The organism is Streptomyces sp. NPDC012888 (assembly GCF_042900645.1).
GTDB lineage: Bacteria > Actinomycetota > Actinomycetes > Streptomycetales > Streptomycetaceae > Streptomyces.
Genome location: NZ_JBIBBM010000009.1, coordinates 18,053 through 36,235, shown reverse-complemented (window position 1 = coordinate 36,235; position 18,183 = coordinate 18,053). Strand labels below are relative to the sequence as shown.

The following is an 18,183-nucleotide window of genomic DNA, read 5'->3' as shown; positions in this document are numbered from 1 at the left end:
GCAATACAAGGTTCACTCAGACATCCATCCGCCGTTCGGCAGGCGCCGACCCCGGTGTTCCGAATTACGGAAACCGCAGGAGTGCCCGTTTTGCCCGGTTCCAAACTTTCCCGTGGCAATTTTCCGGGGCCCCCAAACCGGGCGTCCTCCGCCAGACTGGCCCCGTGCCCACCGCAGACGAACTCATCAGCGCGGATACCGTCAACGACCTGGCCGCGCGACTCGGCGACGCCCTCGCCCGGACCACCGGCCGCCCCGCCTCCGCCCCGGCCCTGCGCGCCCGCGCCGCCACCCTCGACGGCCTGACCTACAGCGGCCGCGTCGCCGCCGTCCGCGACGCCGTGCTCGCCGACCTGCCGGCCGACTGGCCCGGATTCGAGGCCGCCGTGCGAGCCGCCCTCGCCGACCCCGGCTTCCGCGGGTGGATGACCTTCCCCGTCGACGAGGCCGTCGCCGTCCGCGGCCTCGAGGTGTTCGAGCCGGGCCTGACCCTGCTGCGCGACCTCACGCCCCGGCTGACCGCCGAAAGCGCCGTCCGGCCCTTCCTGCGCGCCGACCCGGCCCGCGCCCTCGCCGTCGTGCAGGGGTGGACCACCGACCCCGACCCGCACGTCCGCCGGCTGGCCAGCGAGGGGACCCGGCCCCGGCTGCCGTGGGCACCGCAGCTGCCCGCCTTCGTCGCCGACCCGCGCCCGGCCCTCCCGGTGCTGGACGCGCTGTACCGCGACGACTCCGAGTACGTACGGCGCTCCGTCGCCAACCACCTCAACGACATCGCCCGCGACCACCCCGCACTCGCCGTCGAGACCGCCGCCCGCTGGCTGGCCGCCGCCGCCCCGACCACCGACCGCGTCGTCCGCCACGGCCTGCGCACCCTGGTCAAGGCGGGCAGCGCGCAGGCCCTGTCGCTACTCGGCCACGCCCCGGACGTCGCCGTCGCGGTGCGGGGGCCGCTGGTCACCACGCCCCGGGTGGCCGTCGGGGAGTACCTCGTCTTCGAGTACGCCGTCACCAACACCGGGCGGACCCCCGCCCACCTGGTGGTGGACTACCTGGTCCACCACACCAAGGCGAACGGGGCGCGCACCGCGAAGGTGTTCAAGCTGACCACGCGCGCCCTGGCCCCCGGGGAGACCCTCGCCGGCACGAAGCGGCACTCGTTCAAGCCGATCACCACCCGGCGCTACCACTCCGGCGAGCACCTGGTCCAGCTCCAGGTCAACGGCCGCGTCCGCGGCGAAGCGGCATTCTCGCTGGACGCCGGGTGACCGCACCTGGCACGCTCCCCGCATGACCTACGGAATCGAGTCCCACCCCGCCCGGTGAGCGCCCGCGACGAGCGCCGGACGCTCACCCCGCGCCCCTCACTCCACGACTACGCCCTCTTCCGGCACGGCATCGAACCCGACGGCCGGGTCCCGCGACGCGGGTTCCCGCTCCCCGACGAGCACCCCGGCCCACCACCCGCACGCCCGGACCTGCGCCGGCAGCGGGCGCGGGACGAGGTGACCGCGGCCCTCGCACCACTGCTGGCCGACCCCGACCCGGTACGGGCCGCCGCGGGCGTGCACCGCGCGGTCCGCGAGCTGCGGATGCCGCACCACACGGTGCACGCGCACGTCCCCCGCCCGGCCCCGGGCCACGTCACCGCGGCCCGGCGCACCGCCCGGCGGCTGGCCGCGCACGGAACCGACGTCGCTGCCGTGGCCGTCGGCATCGCACTCCTGCGGCACCTCGGCGAACCCGAGGACGTGCAAGTGCTGCGGACCCTCGGCCTGCTGAAGGCGCTGCGGCGGGCGGCCACCGCCGCGCTCGACCCGCTGGACCGCCGGGCGGCGGCCCTGCTGGTGCTCGCCGACCGCAACCGCTCGGGGGAACTGACCGCGCTGCTGGACGCCGCGGTGGCGGACGGCGCCGAGGGCTCCGCCGCGCGGGACGCCCTCGTAGCCCTGACCGGCTCGGACGACCCGCCGGACCGGGACTCGGCCGCCCGCTGGCTGCCCCGCAGGATCGCCGAGGCCGCCCGTCTCGACCGGCTGCTGCGGGCCCGGCCGGACGACGCCCGGCTGCTGCTCTGCGCCGGCCGGCTGCTCAGGGCCATGTCCGGCGACCGGCAGGACCGGGCCGAGGTGCTCGACTACCGTCCGGCCACGGCCGTCTACGAGGCCCTGGCCGCGACGGCGCCCCGGCTCCCCGCCACCCCGGACCGGCGCACGCTGCTGACGGCGACCGCGTCCGACCTGCACAGCGGCGCGAGCGCCCTGCTCGACTGGGCGCCCGGGCGGCGCGAGGCCCTGCTCGCGGCCCTGGGGCCCGTGCGCCGGCCGGCGGGCGGGGCGGCGGGCGGGCCGGAGCCCCTGCGCATCGAGGTGGTCGTCGAGGACCCGGACCACGACCCGCTCGTCGAGACCCGGATCCTGGTCGGCGGCCGCCCGCTGCTGCCGGCGCTGTTCCGGCGGGGCCCGGGGCACACCCCCGAGCAGCTGCTGGACACCGGCGCGCTGCGGGCCGGCGACGCGCCCCGCGAGGTACAGCTCGCCGAGGCGTACTGCACGGAGGGCTGCTGCGGGGCGCTGTACGTGACCGTCCGCCGCGAGGGCGGCGAGGTGGTGTGGGACGGCTGGCGCGGCGCGTCGGCCGGACCGCCGCCGGCCGCGCTCCGCTTCGACGCGGCCGCGTACGAGGCGGAGGTGGCGCGGGCGGAACACGACCGGGGCTGGTCGTGGCCGGCCCGCGAGACCGCGCGGCTGATCAGGGCCGCGCTGCGGGACCGGCCGGAGCTCGCCGCGCGGTGGGGCGTGCGGAGGGTGTCCGTCGCCACGGCCTGGCGGGACCCGGAGCGGGTGCTGGTCTCCTTCGAGTACCGGCCGGGGCCGGGGGACGGGCCGTGCCTGTACTTCACGTGGGAGCTGGGGCCGGGGGTGGGGGCGGAGGAGGCGGTGGAGCGGTTCGCCACGGCCGACCCGAAGTCGTACGCCCGCCTCACCGGCGGCGCCCCCACCCTGGCCACCGCCCTCGGCTACGCCTGACCCCCCGAAGCCCCGCCCCGGCGCGGGCCGTCGTCCCGCCCCGGCCCGGGCGGGGCGGCGGGGTCAGGTGGTCCAGACGATGGACTGGAGTTCGGAGTAGGCGTGGAGGGCGTATGAGCCGACGTCCCGCCCCACCCCGCTCTGCTTGAAGCCACCGAACGGTGCCTCCATGTTGCGCCCGATCGTGTTCACGCCCACCCCGCCCGCCCGCAGCCGGCGGGCCACGCGGAACGCCCGGGCCACGTCGCCCGACCAGACGTAGCTGATCAGGCCGTAGTCCGAGTCGTTGGCGAGGGCCACCGCCTCCTCCTCCGTGTCGAAGGGGACGACCACCACCACCGGCCCGAAGATCTCCTCCCGCACCACCCGCATCTCGTTGGTGCAGTCGGTCAGGAGGGTGGGGGCGACGTAGAAGCCCTTGCCGTCCTCCCTCACGGCCGGCCGCTCGCCGCCCGCCACGACCCGGGCTCCCTCCTTCCGGCCCAGCTCCACGTACGACTCCACCCGGTCGCGGTGCGCCGCCGAGATGACCGGGCCGACGACCGTGCCCGCCGCGGCCGGGTCGCCGACCTTCATGAAGGACAGGTAGCCGGTGAGCTTCTCCACCAGCGCGTCGTGCACCGGCCGGTGGACCAGCACCCGGGTCGGGGCGGTGCAGATCTGGCCGGAGTAGAAGGAGAACGTGGTGCCGATGCCCATCATCGCCGCGTCCAGGTCGGCGTCGTCGAAGACGATCGCCGCGCCCTTGCCGCCGAGCTCCATCAGCTGGCGCTTCATGCCCCGCCCGCAGACCTCGGCGATGCGCCGGCCGACCGCCGTGGAGCCGGTGAACGACACCATGTCGACGTCCGGGGAGTCCACCGCGGCCTCGCCGACCTCCACCGACCGCCCGTTCACCACGTTGACCACGCCCGGCGGGACGCCCGCCTCGGCGAGCGCCTCCGCCATCCGGAACACCGACAGCGGGTCCTGCGGGGCCGGTTTCACCACCACCGTGTTGCCCATGGCCAGCGCCGGGGCGACCTTCCCCGCCGGATTGGCCCAGGGGTTGTTGTACGAGGTGATGCAGGTGACCACGCCGACCGGCTGGCGCACCTCCAGGGCGCCGAGCACCGACGCCCTGCCCATCGGGCCGGCCTCGGTGACCTGCGGGGGCAGGCCCTTCTCGACCGGTTCCAGGGCGCCGCGCGCGTAACGGCGGAAGCGGGCCACGCCCACGCCGACCTGCATGCCGCGGGCGATGCCGGTGGGGGCCCCGGTCTCCGCCCGGGCGAGCGCCGCCCACGGCTCGTACTCGCGCTGGATGACGTCCGCGGCCCGGTCGAGGATCCCGGCCCGCTCCTCGGGCCTCGTGCGGGACCAGCCGTCGAAGGCCTCGCGGGCGGCCCGGGCGGCCTCGTGGACCTGGGCCCGGGAGGCCTCGGGGGCGAGCCCGACCACCGACTCGTCGGCCGGGTCGACCACCTCGTAGTGGCCGCCGTCCGGCTCGACCCACTCGCCGCCGATGAACAGCCGGTCCCTCATCGGGTGCTCACCGTCCTCGTGTCGCGGCCGGAACGCAGGACGATGCCGGGCAGGGCGCCGGTCACCTCGTCGTCGCGGATGGTCTCGACGCCGTTGACGCGGACGGAGACGATGCCGATCGCGCGGGAGTCCAGGCGCGGGCTGTCGCCGGGGAGGTCGTGGACCAGGGTGGCGGGGCCGGCGTCGATCCGCTCCGGGTCGAGGAGGACCAGGTCGGCGTGGTAGCCCTCGGCGACGCGGCCGCGGCCGCGCAGGCCGAACAGCCGGGCCGGGTCGTCGGTGAGCATCCGTACGGCCTGCTCCAGCGGGACCAGCTTGCGGCCGCGCAGGCAGTCGCCGAGGAAGCGGGTGGTGTAGGGGGCCCCGCACATCCGGTCCAGGTGGGCGCCGGCGTCCGAGCCGCCGAGCATGACGTCCTCGTGCTGCCAGGTCTCGGCGCGCAGCGCCCAGCTGGCCGGGTCGTTGTCGGTGGGCATGGGCCACAGGACGGTGCGCAGCTCGTCGTTGGCGCAGATCTCGACGAGGCACTCGAACGGGTCCTGGCCGCGTTCGGCGGCGATGTCGTTGACGACGCGGCCGGACAGGCCGTCGTTGGCGGCGCTGTAGGTGTCGCCGATGACGTACCGGCCGAAGTCGGCGAGGCGGCGGAAGACGCCGGCCTCCTTGCTGTCGGCGCGGCGCAGCATCCCTGCGCGTACGGCGGGGTCGCGGAGCCTGGCGATCCGCTCGGGCACGGGCAGGCCGAGGACCTCGCCCCAGCCGGGGATGAGGTTGAGGGCGCAGAAGGTGCCGAGTGACATGTTCATGGGGGTGAGGATCGGCATGGTGAGGGCGACGATCCGGCCGCCGGCCTTGCGGGCGCGTTCGCTGGGGACGAGCTGGCGGGGCACGCGTTCGGGGACGGCTGCGTCGATGGTGAGGACGTTCCAGTTGAGGGGGCGGCCCGCGGCCGCGCTCATCTCGACGAAGAGGTCTATCTCGTCGTCCGAGAACTGGTCGAGGCAGCCGGCGACGATGGCTTCGAGCTGGGTGCCCTCGTGGTCGCCGACGGCCCGGGCGAGGGCGAGGAGTTCGGCGGGCTCGGCGTGCCGGGAGGCGACGGGGGCGCCGTCGCCGTCGGAGTGGGTGGCGGACTGGGTGGTGGACAGGCCCCAGGCGCCGGCGGCCATGGCCTCGTGGAGCAGGGCGAGCATCCGCTCCATCTGCTCGGGGGTGGGCCGGCCGCCGCCGACCGCGGCCTCGCCCATGACGTGGCGGCGGAGGGCGCAGTGGCCGACCATGAAGCCGGCGTTGACCGCGATGCGGCCTTCGAGGGCGTCGAGGTACTCGCCGAAGGTGGACCACGACCAGTCGACGCCCTCTTCGAGCGCCTTGAGGGCCATGCCCTCGACCTTGCTCATCATGCGGCGCGTGTAGTCGGCGTCCTCGGGCCGGTCGGGGTTGAGCGGGGCGAGGGTGAAGCCGCAGTTGCCGCCGGCGACGGTGGTGACGCCGTGGTTCATGGAGGGGGTGGCGTACGGGTCCCAGAAGAGCTGGGCGTCGTAGTGGGTGTGCGGGTCGACGAAGCCGGGGGTGAGGACCAGGCCGGTGGCGTCCTCGGTGGTGCGGGCCGCTTCGGTGACGGTGCCGGGGTCGGCGATGACGGCGATGCGGCCGTCGCGTATGCCGACGTCGGCGGTGCGGGCGGGGGCGCCGGTGCCGTCGATGACGGTGGCGCCCTTGATGAGGTGGTCGAGCATGGCGTCCCTTCCGGTGGGTGGGCGGGCGCGCGGCCCGCGCGGGTGCCCCGGCCGGGGGGCGGCGGGCCGGCCGCGGCCCTGCCTTCCCGGCCGGGGCCGGTGCGGGGTGGCGGTCCGGGAAGACACCACCCCTGCCTGTGCGCTGCCGCGCGGCTCGTACGGGGGCGGGGCTGGGGCGCAGCCCGCGCCCCGGTTCCGGCGGGCCCTTCCGGCCCGGCCGGATCTCCGCCCGGGCCTGCGGGTCGCCGCCCCTCGACCCGCGCCCCGAACGCCGGCGAGGCTGGAACGGCGCGGCGCGCGGGGTGCCGCTCCGGCACCGGGTTGCCGGCCGGGCCCCGCTACGCCGATTCGCGGAAGCGGGTCGTGCGGTGGACCGGGTCGGTGTCGATCTCGGGGATGACGTGCTCGCCGATGAGCTTGATCGTGGTCATCGTGTCCTCGTAGCCCACCCCCGTCGGCAGGCCGAACGACAGCTGGTCCGCCCCCGCCTGCTCCCACCGCTTGCACTGGGCCAGGACCTCCGACGGGTCGCCGCAGATCAGCAGCTCCTCGGCGATGAGGAGTTCGATGATCTCCGCGTTGTACTCGGGCAGGGTCTCCGGCCACTGCGGGATCGCCTCGGGCCGCGGGAACGTGTCGTGGTAGCGGAAGACCAGGGACTGGAAGCGGTTCATGTTCGCGTTGACGGCGATCTCGACCGCCTTGTCGTGCGTCTCGGCGCATATCGCCGTCGAGGTGACCATCACGTTGTCGTTGACGAACGCGCCGACCGCCTTCGCCTCCCGGATCGCCGTCTTGTACTGCTCCAGCACCCACTCCATGTCCGAGACCTTCTGGACGCTGAAGCCGAGCACGCCCAGGCCCTTCCTCGCGGCCATGGCGTACGAGGAGGGGGAGCCCGCCGCGTACCACATGGCCGGGTGGGCCTTGCCGTACGGCTTGGGGAAGACCTTGCGCGGCGGCAGCGACCAGTGCTTGCCCTGGAACCCCTCGTACTCCTCCTGGAGGAACATCTTGGGGAACTCCGCGATGGTCTCCTCCCAGATCTCCTTGGTGTGGTTCATGTCCGTGATGCCGGGGAGGAAGCCGAGGATCTCGTGGCTGCCGGCGCCGCGGCCGGTGCCGAACTCGAAGCGTCCCTTGGAGAGGTGGTCGAGCATGGCGACCTTCTCGGCGACCTTCACCGGGTGGTTGACCTGGGCGAGGGGGTTGAAGATGCCGGAGCCCAGGTGGATGCGCTCGGTGGCGTGGGCGAGGTACCCGAGGAACACCTCGTTCGCCGACAGGTGCGAGTACTCCTCCAGGAAGTGGTGCTCGGAGGCCCAGGCGTACTTGAAGCCGGACCTGTCGGCCTGGATGACGTACTCGGTCTCCTCGATCAGCGCCTTGTGCTCTGCCTCGGGGTCGACCTTGGACCGCGCCTCGGGCACGTATCCCTGCACGAAGATGCCGAATTCCAAGGGAGTTCACCGTCCTTTGATTTCTGACGCATCGTCAGATCGATGTCGTCGACTGTTCCATCCGCGGGAGGGCCGCGTCAATACCTGACACCTCGTCAGAGAATGCTCACTCCGGCCATCCAGCCGCCGTCGATGACGAACGGCTGCCCGGTGATGTACGAGGAGTCCTCGCTGGTCAGGAAGAGGGCCAGCCGGGCCACCTCGGCGGGCAGCCCTGCCCGGCCCAGCGGCACCACCCGCTTGTAGAGCTCGGCCATGGCCTCGGCCGCCTCCGGTGAGGGCCCCTCGGGGTCCAGCAGCGCCGGGTTGGCCATCGGGGTGTCCACGGCCCCGGGGCACATGGCGTTGACCCGGATGTTCCGCGCGGCCAGCTCCAGCGCCGCCACCCGGGTCAGGCCCACGATCGCCGCCTTGGTCGCGGCGTACGCGCCGACGAGCGCCATCCCGGCCAGTCCGGTGTAGGAGGAGGTGTTGACGATGGTGCCGCCGCCCGCCGCGGCGATCTCGGGCGCGACCGTCTTGATGCCGAGGAACGCGCCGACCTGGTTGACCCGCACGATCTGCTCGAACTCGTCGAGGGGGGTGTGCACCAGCTCGTTGAAGCGGAGGATGCCGGCGTTGTTGACCAGGCCGTCGATCCGCCCGCCGAACGCCTCCTTCGCCACCGCGACCGCGGCCGCCCAGTCCTCCTCGCGGCTCACGTCCAGGTGGACGTAGCGGGCGCTGTCCCCGCCGATGTCCCCGGCCACCCGCGCGCCCTGTTCGTCGAGCACGTCACCCAGCAGCACCTTCGCCCCCTCGGCGGCGAACAGCCGGGCCTCCTGCTCCCCCTGGCCGCGCGCCGCGCCGGTGATGACGACGACGCGCCCGTCCAGCTTGCCCATGGTCGCCCCCTAGCCGTCGCGGTCACAGAGGTGGGGCGCGACCTCCGCGCCGAAGGCGGTGATCTGGTCGCACAGCTCCGTCACGTCCCGGCTGCGGAACCGCACCTGGATCTGGTCCACGCCGAGCGCGGCGTACTCGCGCAGGGACTCGGCCAGCCGTTCCGGCTTGCCGGTCAGGGTCCGGCGGCCGGTGTCCCAGCCGGGCTCGCCGACGTACAGCGCCTCGGTGATCGCGCCGATCTCGATCGGATCGGTGATCCCGGCCTCCTCCCGCAGCCGGCGGATCCGGGCGATCTGCGCCGGCAGCCGGTCCCGCGGGTCCCCCTGCGGCAGCCAGCCGTCCCCGCGCACGGCGGCCCGCCGGACCGCGGCCGGAGAGGAGCCGCCCACCCACACCGGGATCCGCTCCTGGGCGGGCCGGGGAAGCTGACCGAGGCCGTCGAAGCGGAACAGATCCCCCTCGAACCGCGGGAACTCCTCCGGGCCGAGCGCGACCCGCAGCGCGTCCAGCGTCTCGTCGAGGACGGCCCCGCGACGCTCGAAGTCGACGCCGAGGACCTCGAACTCCTCCTGCACGTGCCCGGCCCCGACCCCGAGGACCAGGCGGCCGCCCGAGAGGTGGTCGAGGGTGGCGTACTGCTTGGCGGTGATCAGCGGGTGCCGCAGCGCCACGATCGCCACGTGGCTGAGCAGCCGTACGCGCTCGGTGACCCCGGCGAGGAAGGACAGCGTGGCGACCGGGTCGTACCAGACGGTGCTCATGGCGGCGGCCAGCCGCCTCGGGATGGCCACGTGGTCGCACGAGGCGAGGTAGCCGAACCCGGCCCGGTCGGCCGCCCGCGCGATCCGCGCCAGATCGGCCGCGCCGGCCGACGCCTCCCAGGGCTCGGCGTAGATGGTGCTCTGCGACTGCACGGGGAGCTGCATCCCGTACACCAGCCGCCCCTCAGGAAACACACGTCCCATGTCGACCCCTCTCGGCAGCGGAACTGACGCTCCGTCATATCGACGCACGGGGGCCATCGTCGTTGCTGACCGATCGTCAGACAAGGCCCGGGCCTCTGGTTCACCGGCCGAAGCGGACGCGGACCGTCAGTCCGCCGTGCGGGGCGGGGTTGGCCTCCGCCGAGAGCTCGGCGCCGTGCGCGCGGGCGATCGAGGCGACGATCGACAGGCCCAGCCCGGCTCCCTCCCCGGGGGTGTGCCGCCGTTCGGCGCGTCGGCGGAAGGGTTCCATCAGGGACGGCACCTCCGAGGGGTCGATCACGGCTCCGGTGTTGGAGACGGTCAGCAGGCCGTCGGCGCCGGTGGCGGTGGTGGTGGTGGTGGTCAGGGTGACCCGGCCGCCGGGGTGGTTGTGGCGCACGGCGTTGGCGACGAGGTTGCGGACGAGGTGGCCCAGCAGCAGCCGGTCCCCGGTCACCGGCAGCGGGGCGAGGGTCCGTTCCACCGTCACGGTGCGGGTCTCCTCGGCCGGGCGTGCCGCCAGCTCGGCCGCCACGACCGCCGCCAGGTCCACCTCGTCCGTGGCGGCGGGCGACAGCCCCTCCTCGGACACCGCGAGCAGCAGCAGCGACTCGACGAGGTGTTCGCTGGCCTCGGCGGTGGCGATCAGCTTGGTGCGGATCCGGGCCACCTTCTCCGGCGGCGGGTCGCCCGCCAGCCCGATCTCGGCGGCCGAGCGCTGTACGGCGAGGGGGGTGCGCAGTTCGTGGGCCGCGTTCGCGGCGAACCTGCGCTGGGCGGAGACCAGGTGTTCCATCCGGTCGAGCATGCCGTCGAAGGTGTCGGCGAGGCGTTTCAGTTCGCCGGGCGGGGCGCGGAGCGCGATCCGCTCGTGCAGGTTGGCGCCGGAGAGGCGGCGCGCGGTCTCGGTGATCACCCCGACCGGGCGCAGCACCCGGCCGGCCATCCACCAGGCCAGCCAGATCGACAGCACCGCGAACAGGGCGAGGGCCACCAGGGAGACCAGTAGCAGGTCGTGCAGGGCGGCCTCCTCGGCGGCGGCGGTCAGGTTCTGGGTGATCCGGAACCGCTCCAGCTGCTCGGGGCTCGGCGCGGTGCCCGGGGGCAGCCGCTCGGCGGGGACGGCCTGCACCTCGACGCCTTCGCGGAGCAGGGCCGCGGTCCCGGGCGGGGCGACGGTGGTGGTGATGGCGCCGCTGATGCTCGCGTAGAGGCCGTTGCGGAGCAGTACGTTCACCAGCGCGACGAGGCCGCCGCCGGCGAGCAGCAGCAGGGAGCCGTAGAGGGCGGTGAGCCGGCCGCGCTCGCTGCGGGGCAGCAGGCGGCGGACCGCGCGGGGCAGACGGGGCGGGCGCAGGCGCCGGGCGCGGGGCAGGCGGACCCCGCGGAGCAGGCGGGGCGGGCGGGGCGGGGTCACCGGGCGGCCACCGGGTCCCGTCCGATGCGGTAGCCCGCGCCGGGGACCGTCTCGATCAGCGGCGGCTCGCCCAGCTTGGCGCGGAGCTTGCTGAGGGTGACGCGCACCGCGTTGGTGCGGTAGCTGGTGTCCGCCTCCCACACCTGCTCGATCAGGTCGTCGTTGCTGACCACCGCGCCCTCCGCGCGCAGCAGCGCCTCCAGTACGGCGAACTCCTTGCGGGAGAGGGACAGCCGGCGGCCGTCCCGGCTCGCGGCGCGCGCAGCCGTGTCGACCGCCACCCCGGCCCGCTCCAGCACCGGTGGCAGCGCCGGGCGGGCCCGCCGGCCCAGCGCCAGGACCCGGGCGAGCAGCTCGTCGTAGGCGAACGGCTTGGTCAGGTAGTCGTCGGCGCCGAGCCCGAGGCCTTCGACGCGGTCCCGGACGGTGCCGGAGGCGGTGAGCATCAGGATCCGGGTGAGCAGGCGCTCGCGGACCACCTGCCTGCACACCTCGTCGCCGTGCAGGCCGGGGAGGTCGCGGTCGAGGACGAGGACGTCGTACTCACCGAGACGGAGCCGGGACAGGGCCTCCGGGCCGTCGCACGCCTCGTCCACGGCCAGGGCGTCCCGGCGCAGCCCCTCGGCGATCATCTCCCTGAGGAACTCCTCGTCCTCCACCACCAGCACTCGCATGGCGTCCTCTTTACCGGAGGGCCGTGTTTCGCCGTCGTAAGCATCCGCCGTTAGGGAGACGAAACCGGCTCCCGGAGCAGGCTCGGGCCCATGAAGCGATCAATGACCATGAGCACGGCCGCGGTCCTCACCGGCCTGACCCTGTTCGTCACCGCCTGCACCGGCGGCTCCGGCAGCTCCGGCAGCGAGGACTCCGCGGCTCCCGGCTCCGGCGGCAACGCCGGGACCGACGCCGGCAAGATCGCCGACGACGCCCTCAGGATGCGCAAGTGCCTGCGCGGACAGGGCATCGACGCGCCCGACCCGCAGCCCGGCCAGGACCCCCGGGCGATGACCGTCGGCGGCGGCTCCGACCCCGCGAAGCTGCAGAAGGCCATGGAGGCCTGCGGGATGAAGGGCCCCGGAGCCGGCGGCGAACCCGGCCAGCAGGAGAAGGACCAGCAGCTGAAGTGGGTCCAGTGCATGCGCAAGAACGGGGTGAACCTGCCCGACCCGCAGTGGGACGGCGGCATGCGCAAGGCCACCGAGATACCGAAGGGCCAGGAGAAGGCCTTCGAGGAGGCCCAGAAGAAGTGCGAGACGGCATGAGGCGCCGCGGCGGCCGGCTGATCGCCGCGCTGGTCGTACTGCTCGCCGCGACCGGCGGCGGGTACGTCGTACTCGACGGCCGCGCCCAGGACACGCAGGGCGACGAACGGCACGCCGACGGGCTGCCCCCCGACACCGCGCCGGTGGTGCGCGGGAACCTCAGCGCCACCGTCCAGGTCGACGGCACCCTCGGCTACGCGGGGGAGCGCAAGCTCAACGCCGCCGGACCGGGGGTGCTGACGCGGGTGGCGCCGGAGGGTTCGTCCGTGGCGCGGGACGACGAGCTGTACGGGGTCGACGGACGGCCGGTACGCCTGATGTACGGCTCCACGCCGATGTACCGGCCGCTGAAGGCCGGGGACGAGGGCGAGGACGTCAAGCAGCTCAAGCGGAACCTGAAGGCCCTCGGCCACGGGCCGGGGCTCGACCCGGAGGACGGCACCTTCACCGACGGCACCGCCACCGCCGTCAAGCGGTGGCAGAAGGCGCACGGCGCGAAGCAGACCGGGCAGGTCGCCAAGGAGGACGTCGCCTTCGCGGCCGGCCCGCAGCGGGTACGCCGGGCCGACGCGGCCGTCGGCGACCAGACCGGGCCGGGCAAGCCGGTGCTCACCCTCACCGGCACCGAGCGGATCGTCCGGCTCCGGCTGGAGGTGTCCCGGGCCCAGGCGGCCCGGGTGGGCGACCGGGTGACCATCGCCCTGCCCGGCGGCGGCACCACGGGCGGGAAGGTCGACTCGGTGGGGACCACCACGGCCGGGGACGAGGGCGGGGGCTCCGGCGGAGGATCCGGCGGCGGCTCCGGCGGCCGGGACGGCGGCGGGGACGGCGGGGCGAAGGTCGAGGTCGTCGTGGCCTTCGACGACCCGGCCGCCGCCAAGGGGCCCGACGGCGCCCCGGTGTCGGTGAGCCTGACCGGCGAGACCCGCGAGAACGTCCTGTCGGTCCCGGTGAACGCGCTGCTCGCGCTGGCCGGGGGTGGCTTCGGCGTCCAGGTGGTCGAGAACGGCACCGTCCGCGAGGTCGCGGTCGGGCTCGGCATGTTCGGCCGGGGCCGCGTCGAGGTCACCGGCGGCGGCCTGCGGGAGGGCATGGAGGTCGGGGTGCCCAAGACGTGAACGGCACACAGAACCCGACCAGGACGGTGGTCGAACTGACCGGCGTCACCAAGGAGTACCCGGGCGGGGTGGCCGCCCTGCGCGGCGTCGACCTGACCGTGGGCGCGGGCGAGCTGCTCGCGATCGTCGGCCCGTCCGGCTCCGGCAAGTCCACCCTGCTGCACGTCGTCGGCACCCTGGACCGGCCCACCGCCGGACGGGTCGCCATCGCCGGACACGACGTCGCCACCCTCTCCGACCGGGCGCTGTCCGCCCTGCGCGCCCGCCACGTCGGGTTCGTCTTCCAGTCCTTCCACCTGGTGCCCGGCATCACGGCCCGCGCCAACGTCGCCGAGGGCCTCCTGTACTCCGGCCTCCCGCGCACGGAACGCCTCCGCCGGGCGGAGGCCGCGCTGGACCGGGTCGGTCTGGGCGACCGCATGGGCCACCGGCCGCACGAGCTGTCCGGCGGGCAGAAACAGCGGGTGGCCATCGCCCGGGCGGTGGCGGGCGGGCCCGACCTGCTGCTCGCCGACGAACCCACCGGTGCGCTGGACACGGCGTCCGGCGAGTCGGTGATGGAGCTGCTGCACGAACTCAACCGGGACGGGGCCACCATCGCCGTGATCACCCACGACAACGAGATCGCGGCGAGCCTGCCCCGGCAGGTCCGCATCCGGGACGGCGAGGTCGTCGCCGACGTACGCGGTGGTGCACGGGCCCGGGAGGCGGTGTGAGGGCGCGGGTCCGCACCCGGCTGAAGCCGGCCCGGCTGCGCCCGCGCGACGTGCTGCACGTCGGCTCGGCCGGGCTGCGGTCCCGGCCCGCCCGGGTCTTCCTGTCCGCGCTGGGCATCGCCATCGGCATCGCGACGATGATCGCGGTGGTGGGGGTCTCGGCGTCCAGCCAGGCCGAGCTGCTGCGCGAACTCGACCGGCTGGGCACCAACATGCTGGTGGCCACGCCCGGCCGGTCCATGTTCAGCGGCCAGGACACGTCCCTGCCGCCGGAGGCACCGGGGATGGTGTCGCGGCTGGAGGGGGTGGAGTCGGTGGGCACCACCGGGGACGTCCGGCACGCGGTGCGGCGAACGGAGAACATCCCGAAGGAGGAGACCGGCGGGATCACCGTCAAGGCCGCCAAGGACGACCTGCTGGGCACGCTCCGGGCCCGGGTGGGCAGCGGCAGCTGGCTGAACGCCGCCACCGGCCGCTACCCGGCGGTGGTGCTGGGCGACGTCGCGGCGCGACGGCTCGGGGTCACGGCCCCGGGAGAGCAGGTCTTCATCGGCGGCCGGTACTTCACGGTGATCGGGGTCCTGGACCCGGTGCCGCTCGCCCCGGAGATCGAGCGCTCCGCCCTGGTGGGCTGGGACGCCGCGCGGAACCTGCTGGGCTTCGACGGCCACCCGACGGCCATCTACGAGCGCTCGGCGGACGCGTCGGTGGCCGAGGTCCGCGACCTGATCCCGCGGGCCGCCAACCCGCGGTCCCCGCACGTGGTGTCGGTGACCGACCCGTCGGCGGCCCTCCAGGCGAAGGCGGCGACCGAGGGCGCGTTCAGCACGCTGCTGCTGGGGCTCGGCGGGATCGCAACTCTGGTCGGCGGTGTCGGAGTGGCCAACACCATGATCATCTCGGTGTTGGAGCGGCGCCACGAGATCGGCCTGCGCCGGTCGCTCGGCGCGACTAAGGGGCAGGTCCGGATCCAGTTCGTGACGGAGTCCCTGCTGCTGTCCGGCCTGGGCGGCCTGGCCGGCACCGCCCTGGGCGCGGCCGCGACGGCCGTCTACGCCCGGGCCGGTGACCTGCCCTGGGTGGTCCCGCCGTGGGCCGTCGTCGGTGGCTTCGCGGCCACCCTCTGCATCGGCACGGCCGCGGGCCTCTACCCGGCGATCCGCGCGTCCCGCCTGTCCCCGACCCTGGCCCTGGCGACGGCGTAGGCGCGCGGGGTCGTCCGTCCGGCCCGGTCCGCGGGGAAAACCGCAGGCCGGGGCGGGCGGCGCGCCGTACGCTGATCTGATGCGAACTCCCAGGCGGGCCGCCCGCATCGTGATCCTGTCCCCCAACGGTTCGGTGTTCCTCTTCCGCGAGAACAACACGGAAGTGGGCATCCACTGGCTGCCGCCCGGCGGTGGCATCGATCCCGGGGAGACCCCCGAGGAGTGCGTGGTGCGCGAGCTGCGGGAGGAGACCGGGTGGACGGACCTGGCTCCGCAGCGGCTGCTGTGCACGTGGGAGCACGACTTCACGCACTCGGGGATCCCGGTCCGGCAGCACGAGCACATCTACGTCACCACCGGGCCGGACCGGGCACCGAGCACGGAGACGCCGCAGGCGTACTGGCAGTGGCTGGACCCGGAGCGGCTGGCCCGGCTGGGCGAGCCGGTGTGGCCGCCGAAGCTGGCCGAACTGCTGTCCGTACCGGCCCCCCGCGCTCCGGTCCACCTGGGCCTCCTCCGCTAGCCGGACCGCCGCCGGTCCCCCGCCGTGCGGGCCCCGCCCTGCGGGACGATCGCCCAGACCCGGCGTCAGCGCGCCGTGGCGCGGTGGTAGAGCGCGGCGGCGTATTCGCCCAGGACCGTGCTCGTCGAGCGGTCGTCGGTGTCGCCGCCCGTCAGGACGCCGACGATCCGGCCGTCCCGGGCGATCCACGCGCTCCCGCTGGTGCCGGCCGGGAAGTCCGGGCAGTCGAAGCGCTGTTCGGTGGGGCTGGGCAGGGTCGCGGTGGCCGTGCAGGTGCGGGGGACGTCGCGGTCGGAGGGGTAGCCGGTGACGGTGACCTGCTCGCCGGTGCGGCCGGAGGTGTCGAGCTCGGCCCCTCCGGTGACGTCCTCGACGTTGCGGCCCCGGTCGTCGGGGGCGAGGCGGGCGAAGGCCAGGTCGTAGGCGTCGTCCCCGCCCTGGGACCAGCGGGGGTCCTGGAAGACCTCCTCGATCCGCCAGGTGCCGAACGGCGCGGAGCCGCCCGAGAACGCGGGCGCGAACAGCGCGCCGGCCCCGCCGCCGCCCGGCCTGCCGTCGGCGAGGCAGTGTCCGGCCGTGACGATCAGGTTGCGGCCGGGACTGCGTACGACGGTGGCGGTGCAGAAGTGGCCGCCGTCCAGACCGTTCTCGAACATCGTGCCGACGTAGGCGGGGGTGCCGGCCGGCTGTTCGCGCTTCGCTCCCCCGCCGCCCTGCGACTGCGACTGCGGCGGCGCCGCCCGCCCGGGTGGCGGCGTGCTCGCGGCGGGCGGGCGTTCCGGTTCGGCGGAGCCCGCGGGGGTGGGCGGCACCACCACGGTCATCACCGCGGACGCCGCCACTGCCGCCCCCGCGCACAGCAGCCCGGTCAGCACGTTCCGCCGCTCCACCGCGACGCCACCCCCTCGCTCGGCCCCGGCGAAGCATGCCGCGCCGGCGGCGCGCGCCGCAAGCGAGGGGTGGCGCGGCGGGGACCCGGCCCGGCCTGCGGTTACGCGCCGCCGCCGGGGCCCGCCCAGAGCCCGTCCGGGGTCAGCCCGAGCAGTTCGATGGCGTTGCCCCGGACGATCCGGTCCACCACGTCGGGGGCCAGGTGCCCCATCTGCGCCTCGCCCACCTCTCGGGACTCGGGCCAGGTCGAGTCCGAGTGCGGGTAGTCCGTCTCGTAGAGGACGTTGCCCACGCCGATGGCGTCGAGGTTGCGCAGCCCGAAGGCGTCGTCGAAGAAGCAGCCGTAGACGTGCTCGGCGAACAGCTCGGACGGGGGCCGGGTGACCTTGTCGGCGACGCCGCCCCAGGCGCGGTTCTCCTGCCAGACCACGTCCGCCCGCTCCAGGACGTAGGGGATCCAGCCGATCTGGCCCTCCGCGTACATGATCCGCAGGTTGGGGAAGCGCTCGAACTTGCCGCTCATCAGCCAGTCGACCATGGAGAAGCAGCAGTTGGCGAAGGTGATGGTGGAGCCGACGGCGGGCGGGGCGTCGGCCGAGGTGGACGGCATGCGGGACGAGGAGCCGATGTGCATGGCGATGACCGTGCCGGTCTCGTCGCAGGCCTCGAGGAAGGGGTCCCAGTCGTCGGTGTGGATCGAGGGGAGCCCCAGGTGCGGGGGTATCTCCGAGAAGGCCACGGCCCGTACGCCGCGGGCCGCGTTGCGGCGCACCTCGGCGGCGGCGAGGCGGGCGTCCCAGAGCGGGACGAGGGTGAGCGGGATCAGCCGGCCCGCGGCCTCGGGCCCGCACCACTCCTCCACCATCCAGTCGTTGTACGCGCGTACGCCGAGCAGCCCGAGCTCGCGGTCCTTGGCCTCGGTGAAGGTCTGGCCGCAGAACCGGGGGAAGGTGGGGAAGCAGAGCGCGGACTGGACGTGGTTGACGTCCATGTCGGCGAGCCGGTCGGGGACCGAGTAGGAGCCGGGCCGCATCTGCTCGTAGGTGATGACCTCCAGCCTGATCTCGTCCCGGTCGTAGCCGACGGCCGTGTCGAGGCGGGTGAGCGGGCGGTGGAGGTCCTCGTACACCCACCAGTCGCCGATCGGGCCGTCGTCCCCCTTGGCGCCCATGACCGGGGCGAACTTGCCGCCCAGGAAGGTCATTTCCTTCAGCGGTGCCCGGACGACGCGGGGGCCGGTGTCCCGGTACCTGGACGGGAGCCGGTCCCGCCAGACGTGCGGGGGTTCAACCGTGTGGTCGTCCACCGAGATGATCTTCGGGAAGCTCTCCATGTCCTCCACCGTAGCGCCGATCTGACGAACCGTCAGCTAGTTGGGACGCGCTCGGTACACAGCTGGGCCCGGGCGGGCTGCCGTGCTCGCCCCAAACAGGGCAGACTGACCGTTGC

Annotated in this window: 16 protein-coding genes; 7 read left to right on the top strand and 9 right to left on the bottom strand. The window is 74.5% G+C overall.

The annotated features are described in order from the left end of the window. Nucleotides 1-164: 164 nt before the first annotated feature. Both ACFY61_RS17495 and ACFY61_RS17490 read left to right on the top strand, forming a co-directional pair. On the top strand, nt 165-1,268 hold the full coding sequence (locus tag ACFY61_RS17495) for a DNA alkylation repair protein (protein WP_389472820.1): 1,104 nt from the start codon (nt 165-167) through the stop codon (nt 1,266-1,268). A gap of 54 nt (nt 1,269-1,322) precedes the next feature. Further along, nucleotides 1,323-3,029, top strand: coding sequence for a hypothetical protein (locus ACFY61_RS17490; protein WP_389472817.1), 1,707 nt, complete (start codon nt 1,323-1,325; stop codon nt 3,027-3,029). Nucleotides 3,030-3,092: 63 nt separating this feature from the next. On the opposite strand, the gene ACFY61_RS17485 is transcribed toward ACFY61_RS17490, so the two are convergent. The 7 genes from ACFY61_RS17485 to ACFY61_RS17455 form a co-directional block, all read right to left on the bottom strand. Then, the gene (locus tag ACFY61_RS17485; protein ID WP_389472815.1) at nt 3,093-4,553 is read right to left on the bottom strand and encodes an aldehyde dehydrogenase family protein; all 1,461 of its coding nucleotides are present in this window, start codon (nt 4,551-4,553) and stop codon (nt 3,093-3,095) included. Then, complete coding sequence (locus ACFY61_RS17480; protein ID WP_389472812.1) at nt 4,550-6,292, bottom strand: amidohydrolase family protein; 1,743 nt, start codon at nt 6,290-6,292, stop codon at nt 4,550-4,552. The genes ACFY61_RS17485 and ACFY61_RS17480 overlap by 4 nt, the downstream gene beginning before the upstream one ends. A 338-nt stretch (nt 6,293-6,630) precedes the next feature. Continuing rightward, nucleotides 6,631-7,752, bottom strand: coding sequence for an LLM class flavin-dependent oxidoreductase (locus tag ACFY61_RS17475; RefSeq protein WP_389472809.1), 1,122 nt, complete (start codon nt 7,750-7,752; stop codon nt 6,631-6,633). 95 nt (nt 7,753-7,847) lie between these two features. Continuing rightward, nucleotides 7,848-8,636 carry an SDR family NAD(P)-dependent oxidoreductase gene (locus ACFY61_RS17470; RefSeq protein ID WP_389472806.1) on the bottom strand — a complete coding sequence of 263 codons (789 nt, stop codon included), beginning with the start codon at nt 8,634-8,636 and terminating at the stop codon, nt 7,848-7,850. 9 nt (nt 8,637-8,645) lie between these two features. Next, entirely contained in the window at nt 8,646-9,602 is a 957-nt protein-coding gene (locus tag ACFY61_RS17465) for a TIGR03619 family F420-dependent LLM class oxidoreductase (protein WP_389472804.1), read from the bottom strand. Nucleotides 9,603-9,702: 100 nt separating this feature from the next. Further along, nucleotides 9,703-10,920 carry a sensor histidine kinase gene (locus tag ACFY61_RS17460; protein WP_389473232.1) on the bottom strand — a complete coding sequence of 406 codons (1,218 nt, stop codon included), beginning with the start codon at nt 10,918-10,920 and terminating at the stop codon, nt 9,703-9,705. 95 nt (nt 10,921-11,015) lie between these two features. Next, the gene (locus ACFY61_RS17455; RefSeq protein WP_389472801.1) at nt 11,016-11,693 is read right to left on the bottom strand and encodes a response regulator transcription factor; all 678 of its coding nucleotides are present in this window, start codon (nt 11,691-11,693) and stop codon (nt 11,016-11,018) included. 90 nt (nt 11,694-11,783) lie between these two features. On the opposite strand from ACFY61_RS17455, the gene ACFY61_RS17450 reads away from it, so the two are divergent. From ACFY61_RS17450 to ACFY61_RS17430, 5 genes are all read left to right on the top strand, one after another. After that, on the top strand, nt 11,784-12,281 hold the full coding sequence (locus tag ACFY61_RS17450; RefSeq protein WP_389472799.1) for a hypothetical protein: 498 nt from the start codon (nt 11,784-11,786) through the stop codon (nt 12,279-12,281). Further along, nucleotides 12,278-13,399 carry a peptidoglycan-binding protein gene (locus ACFY61_RS17445; RefSeq protein WP_389472797.1) on the top strand — a complete coding sequence of 374 codons (1,122 nt, stop codon included), beginning with the start codon at nt 12,278-12,280 and terminating at the stop codon, nt 13,397-13,399. The genes ACFY61_RS17450 and ACFY61_RS17445 overlap by 4 nt, the downstream gene beginning before the upstream one ends. Beyond that, entirely contained in the window at nt 13,396-14,115 is a 720-nt protein-coding gene (locus ACFY61_RS17440; protein WP_389472794.1) for an ABC transporter ATP-binding protein, read from the top strand. The genes ACFY61_RS17445 and ACFY61_RS17440 overlap by 4 nt, the downstream gene beginning before the upstream one ends. Next, on the top strand, nt 14,112-15,320 hold the full coding sequence (locus tag ACFY61_RS17435; protein WP_389472792.1) for an ABC transporter permease: 1,209 nt from the start codon (nt 14,112-14,114) through the stop codon (nt 15,318-15,320). Before ACFY61_RS17440 ends, ACFY61_RS17435 begins: the two co-directional genes overlap by 4 nt. A 79-nt stretch (nt 15,321-15,399) precedes the next feature. Next, nucleotides 15,400-15,843 (top strand): NUDIX hydrolase, encoded by a 444-nt coding sequence (locus ACFY61_RS17430; protein ID WP_389472790.1) that lies wholly within the window; start codon nt 15,400-15,402, stop codon nt 15,841-15,843. A 65-nt stretch (nt 15,844-15,908) separates the two neighbouring features. Here ACFY61_RS17430 and ACFY61_RS17425 read toward each other — a convergent pair whose 3' ends face one another. Beyond that, nucleotides 15,909-16,733 carry a trypsin-like peptidase domain-containing protein gene (locus ACFY61_RS17425; protein ID WP_389472788.1) on the bottom strand — a complete coding sequence of 275 codons (825 nt, stop codon included), beginning with the start codon at nt 16,731-16,733 and terminating at the stop codon, nt 15,909-15,911. A 101-nt stretch (nt 16,734-16,834) separates the two neighbouring features. Then, complete coding sequence (locus tag ACFY61_RS17420) at nt 16,835-18,067, bottom strand: amidohydrolase family protein (RefSeq protein WP_389472785.1); 1,233 nt, start codon at nt 18,065-18,067, stop codon at nt 16,835-16,837. Nucleotides 18,068-18,183 lie beyond the last annotated feature (116 nt).

What these genes read in the sequence shown, in the direction of transcription:
- ACFY61_RS17485 (WP_389472815.1), bottom strand. Translation starts at nt 4,553, where the DNA reads ATGAGGGACCGGCTGTTCATCGGCGGCGAGTGGGTCGAGCCGGACGGC.
- ACFY61_RS17480 (WP_389472812.1), bottom strand. Translation starts at nt 6,292, where the DNA reads ATGCTCGACCACCTCATCAAGGGCGCCACCGTCATCGACGGCACCGGC.
- ACFY61_RS17470 (WP_389472806.1), bottom strand. Translation starts at nt 8,636, where the DNA reads ATGGGCAAGCTGGACGGGCGCGTCGTCGTCATCACCGGCGCGGCGCGC.
- ACFY61_RS17465 (WP_389472804.1), bottom strand. Translation starts at nt 9,602, where the DNA reads ATGGGACGTGTGTTTCCTGAGGGGCGGCTGGTGTACGGGATGCAGCTC.
- ACFY61_RS17455 (WP_389472801.1), bottom strand. Translation starts at nt 11,693, where the DNA reads ATGCGAGTGCTGGTGGTGGAGGACGAGGAGTTCCTCAGGGAGATGATC.
- ACFY61_RS17450 (WP_389472799.1), top strand. Translation starts at nt 11,784, where the DNA reads ATGAAGCGATCAATGACCATGAGCACGGCCGCGGTCCTCACCGGCCTG.
- ACFY61_RS17445 (WP_389472797.1), top strand. Translation starts at nt 12,278, where the DNA reads ATGAGGCGCCGCGGCGGCCGGCTGATCGCCGCGCTGGTCGTACTGCTC.
- ACFY61_RS17430 (WP_389472790.1), top strand. Translation starts at nt 15,400, where the DNA reads ATGCGAACTCCCAGGCGGGCCGCCCGCATCGTGATCCTGTCCCCCAAC.
- ACFY61_RS17420 (WP_389472785.1), bottom strand. Translation starts at nt 18,067, where the DNA reads ATGGAGAGCTTCCCGAAGATCATCTCGGTGGACGACCACACGGTTGAA.